Below are 10,653 nucleotides of genomic sequence, written 5' to 3' on the forward strand. Positions count from 1 at the left end.
GTGCCCGGCCCGGGGCCAGAACGGAATGGCCCGGATTCTCGGAAACCGCCCCTCCGAATCGCATCCACTTCCTGAACAAGGCGCGGAGGCACGGCCCTGGAGGAGCCATGCGGCGAGGTGCCGGGTTCACCCGTGGAGGACTTCAGGTCAGAGACAGGAATCTGGAAAGCGTTCCCGGATCATGCGCTCTATGCGGACGACCTCGGCTGGAGGAAAGAGGCGGCGGGGAACACGCCGCCGGACGGCATCGAGAAGAGCATTCCAATCCTCGAGTGGCGGTTCAGGCAGAGGCACCCAAGGTTCGGACCTGCGCAGGCGGGTATGAAACTGCCATTCGCCACCGTAGCGGCGGGCGTAAACATGGATCTTGAAACCTTCGGGGGAAGGGCGGGACCAGGCGATCTCAGACTTGATGGCCATGCTGCTATTCCGGCAGGTCCACCGAAGCAACCGCCATGGCGGCGATGCCTTCGCCGCGGCCCAGCGCTCCGATTCCTTCGTGCGTGGTCGCCTTGACCCCGACCCTCCGCAGATTGAGGTGGAGTGCCTGCGCAATGTTCTGTTTCATGGTCAGCACATAGGGTGCGATTTTGGGGTGCTCGGCAATGACCGTGGCATCCACATTGATCAACCGGCCCTCGTGGAACATCACCTGGCGGGCGGCCTCCTGGAGGAACACAGAACTGGGTGCATTGAGCCAGCGTGGATCGGTGTTCTTGAAGAAGTGGCCGATGTCGGGCTCTCCCAGCGCACCGAGAATGGCGTCGCAGATGGCGTGCATCAGGGCATCGGCGTCGGAATGTCCGGCGAGTCCGTGGGTGTGAGGGATTTCCACCCCGCCCAGGATCAACTTCCTTCCGATCACAAGGGGATGGACGTCATAGCCAATACCGACGTGAATCATGGCAACAGGATAGTTGTCGCGAAGCTTCGGGTCACGCTGTCAGGCTGGAAAAGAAGAGGCTTGGACCTGGGTTATTGGGTTTCTCCCTTGGTGACGTGGAGGAACACTTTCTCAAGCCCGACTTCATCCTCGTACAATTCGACGACGGGAACTCCGGCCCGAACGAGACGGTCCGGGATGAAGGAAGGGTCGGCTTCATGGTCGGCGAAGGTGACTTTGATGCGATTCTCGAGGACTTCCGCCGCAAGGACGCCCGGTTCTGAGCGCAGGAGCTGGGCGGCGTGCTCGAAGGGGGGGTGAACTCTGACCCAGTACACCGTGGGGTTGCCGAGTTGTTGCCTGGCGCCCTGCACGGGGCCGGCATAGATCAGGGATCCCTTTTCGAGGATGGCGACGCGATGACAGAGGGTCTGAAGCTCGCTGAGGATATGGGAGGAGATGATGATGGTCTTCCCCATGCGCTGCAGTTCCTGGAGGACGGCCATCATTTCGATGCGTGCCCGGGGATCCAGGCCGCTGGCGGGCTCGTCGAGGAGGAGGAGACGGGGGTCGTGGATGAGAACCCGTGCGAGGCCGAGGCGTTGCTGCATGCCGCGGCTGAGGGCGCCGATCAGGGTGCCGCGCTTTTCATGAAGTCCGACGAGGTCCAGAACATCGGCCACGGTACGGTCGCGTTGGGCGGAGGGGATGCGATAGCAGGCGCCGAAGAAGTCGAGGTATTCGGTGACCTCCATGTCCTTATACACGCCGAAGAAGTCAGGCATGTAGCCGATCAGATGACGGACATCATCCGCATGGGAGACGACATCGTGTCCGAAGACGGCTGCCTTTCCGGAGGAGGGGAGCAGAAATGTGGCGAGGATTCGGAGAGTGGTGGTCTTGCCGGCGCCATTGGAGCCGATGAAGCCGAAAAGTTCGCCCGGTTCCACGGTCAGGTTGAGTTGATCGAGGGCCACCAGCGAACCGTAGGTGCGGGTAAGCCCGAAGGTCTCGACCGCAGGCTGGGTTGGAGGGTTCATGACTGGCATGCCGGCTAAGGATCAGGGGTTGTGGAGGGAAGATGAGGATTCGGGCGCCGACAACACGGCTCGGACAACGACATCCTTTCGGGAGCGGCGGGGCGTGAACTGGTGGATGGGAAGTGCGAGGGATTGGTTGGAGGACCATGCAAACAGCACGGGCTGGTCGGAGAGGGCAAGAGTGGACAGGGAGAAGCCTGCGGGAGAAACGAGGACCTCGCCCGAAGGGGTGCGGGAGCTGAGCGTGTTCTGGCCCAGAGAGGCCAGGATGACAGCGTCGAGAGTGAGATCGATCCGGCCTGAATCCTCGCGGCCGAACGCGGATCGACGTTGCTGGGCTGTGGCGAGGATCTGCGGAAGGCGGTCCAGGGCCTCGGACAGCGGCGTGTCCGGGCGGTGGGGGAGGATACGGTCAAGGCGCTGACCTGGAGGAAGGGGGCCGAGTTCGTGGAGCTGTCCCCGGTAGGCGAGCCGGACTGGATTCAAGGAAAGGGCGGAGCGATTGACGACGAGTGCACGCAAGCCTTCCGGAGCGGGTTCCACACTGCCTTGCACGAGCGGCGAAGCCGGCTGGAACCAGTCGTTGACATAGAGCTGACTGACCCAGAGTGGCATGAAGGTTTCGCCCTGGAAGCCGACGGCCGGGTGCCATAGTTGGAGGCGGCCCGCCTCGGAACGGGAGGAGGAACCCGACGGGTGAAACTCCGGGCGCAACGTGGAGAAGGGAACCTCGCTGGAGAGGCGGTAACGGGCATTGACGGGGGAGTAGAGGGAGATCCAGGTGCGGCCGCGCAAGTGGCTGCCGGTCGGGCCGGCGATCTGATCCACGACCTGGACTTCATTCCATTCGAGGTCGCCGGAGCGGAGTCGATAACCGAGGAGATAGATCAACGCGGCGAACAGGGCGACATAGACGGGAAAGGTGATCCAGGTCCACATCTGGCGATTCAGCCTTCGAAGGATCCAGCGATCGAGCGGGCCGATGACGGCGAGATAGAGCACCAGGAGAAGGAGCAGGGTGCCGACGGGGAGCTTGCGAATCTGGCGGCTGTCGAGCATCGCCCCGAACACTCCGTCCACGCCGACTCCGCTGCGACGGGGAGCCAGTCCGGGATCGAGGAGTTCGGGAGGCACGGCGAGGAGCCTGGCCCAGAACCAGTCTCGATGATCCCAGCTGCGGAAGGGTTCCCGTTCGGGGCTGAAGGTCAGCACCGTGATCCATCCGCGCCCGTGCCGGGACGCGAGGAGGAGGGGGGTATTGCCCTGGGCGACGAGGACCTGGGCCGGCGAGGATACGCCTGTCACCACCGTGATGTCTGAGTTGAGAAATGCGGGATGCGGTTCGAGGGCGAGGTAGGGATCAGCCGTCTGCGGGGTGGGGCTGGGGCGGAGGCGTGCCGAGCGCCCGCCCGTTCCTGGATCCGTTGGGTGGACGGGTACGGGTACCGTGAGGACGGGGCTGGCGCCCTGTTGGAGCCAGCGGTGGAGAGCTTCCCCGGCGGGGACCTGGGCGACGGTTGCGGGGGCGAAGGGGAGCAGATTCCGCAGCCAGGGGATGCTGGTGACGTCCGAGGGTTGCTCGATGGCCACGATCAGGTGCCCGCCTCCCAGGAGCCATGCGAGGAGTGCCTCGACATGGTGGGGCAGCAATTCGGAGGCTCGTTCGGAGTGGAGGTAGCAGGCGGCAAGGGCCTCGAGCACGATGGGGTGGTCCGGCAGGAGGTCGGGCTGCAGCCGTACCACGGTTGGGAGAAGTTCCGGGGCGCGCTGAGGTGGCAGAGGAAGGGTGGGAAGGCCGCCGAGGGAGCGGGGAAGAGCCCCGATCAAGGGCATTGAAGCCGCGACAATCTTCGGCTGCAGCTCCGCGCGGTCTGCCATCAGCGTTCCTGAGAGATCGAGGAGAGTGGCTTCCCAACGGAGGTGCCGGCCGGAGGCGGCGAACACGGGCAACAACCGGCGCTTTCTGGTTCCGGTGGGAAGATCGAGGTCGAAGGCGTACCGCTGGGAATCCGGACTGCCTTCCGGATGGAGGACGACGGTTCCCTGAACCGGAGGTCCATCGTTGCGGACATCGAACACGACGGGGAACCAATGACCCTCGCGGGCCTGGTCATCGAATCCCATGAAGACGTCGAACTGCACCTCGGGGCTGGGATCCGTAGCGACGCTTGTCAACGGGGCTGCCGCCGCGAGGAACGGGGCGGCGAGGGCGGCGAGGGCGGCGACGAGTCGGACCAGGGCGCACCCGGCGCCGGGTTGCCGGCGGTCCCTTTCCGAAGGGGACAAGGGGGTCAGGGGTTGCGGGGCGACGGATTGAAGGTGAGTCATCGCACGGGCCGGAGGCGTGATACGGCCGGGCGGGTGCTCAGCGCAAGGACGGGAATCCGGCCAGGATGGCACGGGTCCCGGGGGGGTGGACGCTTTTGCGCTTCTGGCATGGAGGGTGGCCTTTCTAGGATGGCGGCTTGTGGAACGTATTGCCTTCGAGTTGGGGCCGCTGACGTTGACGTGGTATGGGATCTGCGTGGCCACGGGATTCTGGGTGGGGGCCTGGACCTCGGCGCGCCGTGCGCCGCGGGCGGGAGTGGCGGCGGAGGCGATTTGGGATGTGCTGTGGGTGCTGATTGTGGCGGGGATTGTGGGGGCCCGGGCATTGTACGTGGTGACCTACTGGGATCGAAGTTTCCGGGGCGAGCCCTGGACGGAGATCTTCATGGTGCATCACGGGGGCTTGGTGTTTCACGGGGGGTTCGTGGCGGCCATGCTGGCAGGGTTCGCCTGGTGCCGTTGGCGGCGGCAACCGGGGTGGACGATGGCGGACATCCTGGCCCCCGGGGTTGCGCTGGGGCACGCGATCGGCCGGATCGGATGCCTCCTGAACGGGTGCTGTTTCGGAAGGGCCTGCGAACTTCCATGGGCGATTCGGTACGGGGCCGATCATGAGACCCGCGGCATTCCGGTGCATCCGACGCAGGTCTATGAGGCCGGGTTGTCGCTGGCCGTGGCCGGCGGGCTGGCCTGGTTGTTTGGGAGACGGCGTTTTGAGGGTCAGGTGTTCGCGGTCTATCTCATGGCCTATGGGGTGATTCGGAGTGTTGTCGAGTGGTTCCGGGGCGACTATCCGGCGTCGGCCCTGTACTTCGAACGTGTGACGCCCGCCCACTGGATCAGCGCAGGGCTGGTGGCGGTGGGGGTCGTGTTGTATGGGGTGCGGAAGCGCTCCGGTGCGGCCGGCCGGCCGGCCCTTCCTTCGGCTGTGTCGTGAAGCGCGATCCGCTTTTTCTGACGGTGGAGGCGCCGGCGGCCGGGGCGCGGTTGGATGCTTACCTGCGGGAGCGACTGGATGGCGTCTCGCGAGGCACCATCCAGCGCCTGATCGAATCCGGGAGCATCCGGGTCAATGACCGGCACGCCAAGGTGACCCAGGTGCCGCGTCCCGGGGACAGGATCGAGGTGAGATGGCCGGATGTGCGCCCGGCCGAGGCACGGGCCGAGGCGATTCTGCTGGAGGTTCTTTACGAGGATGAGCACCTGCTGGTGATCAACAAACCGCCCGACCGGGTGGTTCATCCGGCGGCGGGCCACGAGGAGGGCACGCTGGTGAATGCGTTGCTGCATCACTGTGCCGGGCAGTTGAGCGGCATCGGCGGTGTGGCGCGCCCGGGGATCGTCCATCGACTCGACAAGGACACCAGCGGCTGCCTGGTGGTGGCCAAGAACGATGCGGCGCACCTGGCGCTGGCGGCGCAGTTTGCCGGTCGGCAACTGGGGAAGGTTTACCAGGTCATTGTGTGCGGGAGGATGGAGACGGATTGCGGCGAGATCCGGGCGGCGATCGCACGGCATCCAAACCATCGGAAGCGGATGGCGGTGACGTCGGGGGGACGCGATGCCTGGACGTCGTTCCGGGTGCTGAAGCGGTTCGCGGGAGCCACCTGGGTCGAGGCGGCACTGCACACGGGGAGGACGCACCAGATCCGGGTGCACATGCACCATGTGGGGCATCCGGTCGTGGGGGATGCGATCTACGGGCGCCGGCTCAATGGGCGGCTGGCGGAGGCGTCGGGGTACACGGCACCGCGGCAGTTGCTGCACGCGTGGCGGTTGGTGTTTTCGCATCCTGAGGATGGGCGGCGGATTGGGATCGAGGCGCCGTTGCCGATGGATTTCATCGAGGGACTGCGGGTGCTCGGGGGCATGAGCGCCGCCGAGATTGCGGCGTGTCTTGATGCAGGGAGGCTGCGAAAGGAGGGAGGATGAACGGCCGCGGGCCACTTCCTGACTCTGGCGATGGGCGGGGGAACGGGCGGGCGATCCGGTTTGGCGCCGGTCGCGTGGGATGCATCCTGGCGTCGCTCGGGGTGTGGGTTGGGGCGTGTGCCGGCGTACTGACCGCGAAGGCGGACGAGGCATCGCCGGCCCTTCAGGTCGGGGAGGGGTTGGGACCGGTTCGACAGGATCGTGGCGAACCGCCTGGGGCCCCCTGGCCAAGACACGTGGTGGAAGCTGACCGCTGGTGGCTGTTGAATCTGCCGGGCGGCCGGCGATTCGACGCCTCCGGCCTCTTGCGTCGCCCATCCGGGGAATGGTGGACGGTGAACGACCAGGTGGCTGGCGTGTACCGGATTGTTTTCGGGACGGATCCGCAGGCGGCCGATCTGGAGCGGGTTCCGGGGTTCTTCACGGTGGAACAGGTTCGGGCCCTGACGGGGAACGTACGCCCGGAACCGCGGCTGGACTGCGAGGGATTGGCGCAGGATTCGAAGGGCCGGGTGTATGTGTGCGAGGAGAGCCGGCGCTGGATTCTGCGGTGGGATCCTGAGTCGCTGTCGCTGGAACGGCTCGGGATCGATTGGGGGGCGGCGGCGCGACACTTTCATCCGACCGACCGGAACGCCTCGTTTGAGGGGATCGCGGTGGGGGGAGACCGGTTGTACGTGGCCAACGAGCGGCAGGTGGGGCGCCTGATCGTGGTGGACCTGGGAACGCTTCGGGCGATCGACGACTTCGCGGTGGCGCCGGCCGGGTCCGGGGGAGCCGACACGCATTACTCGGCACTGGCGTGGGCGGACGATGCGTTGTGGGTCCTGTTGCGCGATGCGCGATGCGTCTTGAAGGTGGATCCCATCGCCCGCCGGGTGCTGGCGGAGTTCGACTATGCGGGGATGGAGACGCGGCGCGAGGTGGCCTACGGCGCGTTCTTCGCTCCGGGATTCATGGAGGGGCTGTGGGTGGACGACACCCACCTCTGGCTGGTCACGGACAACAATGGATTCCGGAGGAGGGTGGATGGGCGGGATACCCGGCCCACGTTGCTTCGGGTGCCGCGTCCGGACCGGTAAGGAGGCCTTGTGAAGGGCGGGCGCGAGCGGGATCATGGGCGCCAGAGGAACCGGAACCTTGAACAGACTGCTTCTTCGCCACGGGTTGGCCGTACTGCTTGGGGTGATGTCTGCCGGCGCTCTTCCGGCGTGGGCGGCAGGGCGGCCGAACGTCATCCTGATCCTGACCGACGACCAGGGGTACGGGGACATCGCGGCGCATGGTCATCCCCACCTGATCACCCCGAACATGGATCGGCTGCGGGCGATGGGCGTGAGCCTGTCGAACTTCCATGTCGATCCCACCTGTTCGCCGACGCGTGCGGCCCTCATGACCGGGCGCTACTCGGCCCGGGTGGGGGTCTGGCACACGATCATGGGGCGCAACCTGCTGCGGGCGGACGAGACGACGGTGGCGGAAGTGTTCCGGCGGGCGGGCTATCGAACGGGCATTTTCGGCAAGTGGCATTTGGGGGACAACGCTCCGTACGGCGCCCGATTCCGCGGCTTTGAGGACGCCATCGTGCATGGAGGAGGCGGGGTTGGGCAGACGCCGGACTACTGGGGCAACGACTACTTCGAGGATCACTACAACGACAACGGGAGCTGGCGGCGCTTTCAGGGATACTGCACGGACGTGTGGTTTCGGGAGGCGCTGCGGTTCATCCGCGAATCCGGTACCCGACCCTTCTTCCTTTACCTGCCGACCAACGCGGCGCATCAGACGCGTCCCCACGTCGCGGAGCGCTACCGGGCGCTTTACGAGGGACTGGATGTCCCCGAGGCGGCGCGGATTTTCTGGGGGATGATCACCAACCTCGACGACAACCTCGGGGTGCTGCTCGATCGGCTCGGGCAGTGGGGCCTCCTTGAGAACACCGTGCTTGTCTTCATGGGCGACAACGGCACGACGTTGGGGCCCGGGCCATGGCCGGTGGGGGAGCGGGAGGCGTGGAACGGGCGTTACAACGTGGGCATGAGGGGCGCCAAGGGTTCCCAGTACGAAGGGGGCCACCGCGCCTTCTGTTACATCCATTACGCCGCGGGCGGGATGGCCGGCGGTCGCGAGGTGCCGCAACTCACCGCGCATCTCGACATCATGCCCACGCTGCTGGAGATCTGCGGCATTCCGGTGCCCCAAGACCTGGCGCTTGACGGCCGGTCGCTGGTTCCCCTCCTCCGAGGGGAATATGCCGGATGGCCCGAACGGACCCTGGTCGTTCACAACCAGCGGGTCCTGGACCCTGTCCGGTGGAAACAGACGTCCGTCATGACGGACCGCTGGCGGTTGGTGGACGACCGGGAGTTGTACGACATCGCCGAGGACCCGGGCCAGCGGCTCAATCGCATCGCCGAGCATCCCGAAGTCGCGGCCCGGTTGCGGGGGTTCTACGAGGGTTGGTGGAAGGACGTGGGCGCGCGCTTCCATGAGGCGGCGCTGCTCCATGTCGGCTCGGAACGGCAGAATCCGGTGCAACTGGACGCGCACGACTGGATGACGGCCGACGGCGATCCGATTCCGCCCTGGAACCAGCCGCACATTGTGCAGCGCCCGCTGCAGAACGGTCCGTGGCGGGTGAGGGTGGAGCGAGCCGGTCATTACGCTTTCACCTTGCGGGAGCGGCCGGAGGTGGCGGGTTTTGTCCTGACGGCGGAGCGGGCCCGGTTGAAGGTCGGGGAGTGGGTCGATGAGACACGGACGGTGCGGCCTGGGTCCACGGGAGTGCGGTTCCTGGCGGATCTCCCCGAAGGCGACGCCGAGGTCCGGACCTGGCTGATGGAGGCGGGGGGGAGGTCGCGCGGTGCGTATTACGTGGAGGTGGAGCACCTGGGGGGGCGGTAGGCGGGTGCGTGCCCCGAGGGGAGGTTTTCCCTCAGGGTCAGGGCGGGGATTCGCCGGGCGCACTCCATCCATCCAACCCGGCCTGGACACCCTCCAACGCTTCAAAGGGGATTTCGGGCGCAGGGCGTCCGGTGTCGGCGAGCTGGAACCAGGTATTGAGCGGGATGTGGCCGCTGGCGAATCCGCCATTGCGCAGGAAGAAGTCCGGATCGAGCACGCCCCCTGCAAAATCGAGGCGGTAACCACGGCGGGCGATGTCGTCGCCGGTGAAGCGTGCTTCAAGGAGGCGGTGCCATTGGCCGTCGGTGTCGCGGGCCCATGCGTTGCCGAAGCGTCCTTCGCGGGGGAGCCAGCCCTGGCGGTCGGCGAAGTTCTCGAGGAATCCGTGCAGGCCCGTGAGGTGCTTGTCGGTGTGGGGACGGCGGAAGCTGGCGATGAGGTGCCAGCGTGGGGAGTCGGGTGGGAGGAACCAGGCGGTGTAGATCGTGTTGCCGCGGCCGTCGGGCCGGGCGCGGTTCAGGAAACGGTAGGGGCGACCGGGCACCCAGGGATGACGGAGGTAGCTTTGACCGCCGGACCCTTCGTTGCCGAATTCGCCGGTGTGCACGCCTTCACCGCGGGCGAGGACGACGATGCGTTGATCCTCGGGGATCTCGCGGGGATTGTCGGTGGCGAAGGGGCTCCAGACGGAGAACAGGATACGGCGTTCGACGGGGCTGTTGACCTGCATGCCGAAGTAGCCTTCGCCAAATCCGTTGGCCATGTAGAAGGATCCCACCGGGTCGAGGCCTTCCGGGACTGTGAGTTCGCTGTGGAACCATTCCCACCGCCGGCCTTCGGGCATCCGGTACCCCAGATGGACGGACGGCCCGCGCCGACCCCAGTAGTAGCGATTGTCGATGTTGTCCCGGACGAAGGCGAGGGTCAGGCCAGGGGTCGTGGAACGGACCAGGAGAGCCTCCGGTTGGGCGAAGACTGGCCCGGTTTTGTCCAGGCCTTGGAAATCCACCCGGACATAGCCAGCCGCATCGATTCGAACCTCCCCCAGGGGTGTCTCCGTGAGGTCCGGGCTGGTCAACGGAGCTACGTGGACAGAGTCGCCGACCTGCATCCGAATGCGGGAAGTCCCTTCGGGCACACGGGCACGGAGGGCGAGCTGGAGGGAGGCGGGGCGGTCAATATGGAAGAAGACCGACAGCATCGTGTCGGGCCGGTCCCAACGCAGGCCGTCACGCCCACCGCGATCCGATCCGCCCGCAGTGCGAAATGCATTGCCGGCAAAGGGGATCGATTCGCTTCGGGCGACGTTGCCGAGGGCCGTCAGCAGCAGGAGGAAGAGTGGGGCACGGCCCCAAGGCGGGACTTTCATGGGAACCGCCCTCAACGGGACGCACCGCGGTGGAGGACAACGGCAGTCGCCAGCTTCTGAGGGCGGGCGGGGAAGGGGTGTCTTTGAGGGCTCGCGTCCTGACGTCCGCGCCTACAGGCAGTGAAGGGGTGCATTGACAGGGCAGGAGGCACTCAACGATGGGCCGCGAGGCTTTGCAAGGCTTGCGGGTCCGGGTC

At 66.2% G+C, this 10,653-nt stretch carries 8 protein-coding genes; 4 read left to right on the top strand and 4 right to left on the bottom strand.

The features are described from left to right. Positions 1-424: 424 nt before the first annotated feature. The 3 genes from ispF to KF833_09115 form a co-directional block, all read right to left on the bottom strand. The gene (ispF, locus tag KF833_09105; protein MBX3745457.1) at positions 425-904 is read right to left on the bottom strand and encodes a 2-C-methyl-D-erythritol 2,4-cyclodiphosphate synthase; all 480 of its coding nucleotides are present in this window, start codon (positions 902-904) and stop codon (positions 425-427) included. A 71-nt stretch (positions 905-975) separates the two neighbouring features. After that, on the bottom strand, positions 976-1,932 hold the full coding sequence (locus KF833_09110; protein ID MBX3745458.1) for an ABC transporter ATP-binding protein: 957 nt from the start codon (positions 1,930-1,932) through the stop codon (positions 976-978). A 12-nt stretch (positions 1,933-1,944) separates the two neighbouring features. Continuing rightward, a complete protein-coding gene (locus KF833_09115; GenBank protein MBX3745459.1) occupies positions 1,945-4,209 on the bottom strand; it encodes a hypothetical protein in 2,265 nt (754 codons plus the stop codon). Between the two features lie 181 nt (positions 4,210-4,390). Between KF833_09115 and lgt the strand changes: the two genes are divergently transcribed. Genes lgt through KF833_09135 form a run of 4 tightly spaced genes read left to right on the top strand, consistent with a single transcriptional unit; the run spans position 4,391 to position 9,087 of the window. Further along, positions 4,391-5,188, top strand: coding sequence for a prolipoprotein diacylglyceryl transferase (gene lgt / locus KF833_09120; protein MBX3745460.1), 798 nt, complete (start codon positions 4,391-4,393; stop codon positions 5,186-5,188). After that, complete coding sequence (locus KF833_09125; GenBank protein MBX3745461.1) at positions 5,185-6,183, top strand: RluA family pseudouridine synthase; 999 nt, start codon at positions 5,185-5,187, stop codon at positions 6,181-6,183. The genes lgt and KF833_09125 overlap by 4 nt, the downstream gene beginning before the upstream one ends. Beyond that, a complete protein-coding gene (locus tag KF833_09130) occupies positions 6,180-7,265 on the top strand; it encodes an esterase-like activity of phytase family protein (GenBank protein ID MBX3745462.1) in 1,086 nt (361 codons plus the stop codon). Before KF833_09125 ends, KF833_09130 begins: the two co-directional genes overlap by 4 nt. 58 nt (positions 7,266-7,323) lie before the next feature. After that, positions 7,324-9,087, top strand: a complete 1,764-nt coding sequence (locus KF833_09135; protein MBX3745463.1) for an arylsulfatase — start codon at positions 7,324-7,326, stop codon at positions 9,085-9,087. Between the two features lie 37 nt (positions 9,088-9,124). Here the strand turns inward: KF833_09135 and KF833_09140 are convergent, their stop codons facing one another. Next, positions 9,125-10,456, bottom strand: a complete 1,332-nt coding sequence (locus tag KF833_09140) for a DUF3472 domain-containing protein (GenBank protein MBX3745464.1) — start codon at positions 10,454-10,456, stop codon at positions 9,125-9,127. Positions 10,457-10,653: the final 197 nt, after the last annotated feature.

The sequence above is a fragment of the Verrucomicrobiia bacterium genome (assembly GCA_019634625.1).
Classification (GTDB): Bacteria; Verrucomicrobiota; Verrucomicrobiia; order Limisphaerales; family CAIMTB01; genus CAIMTB01.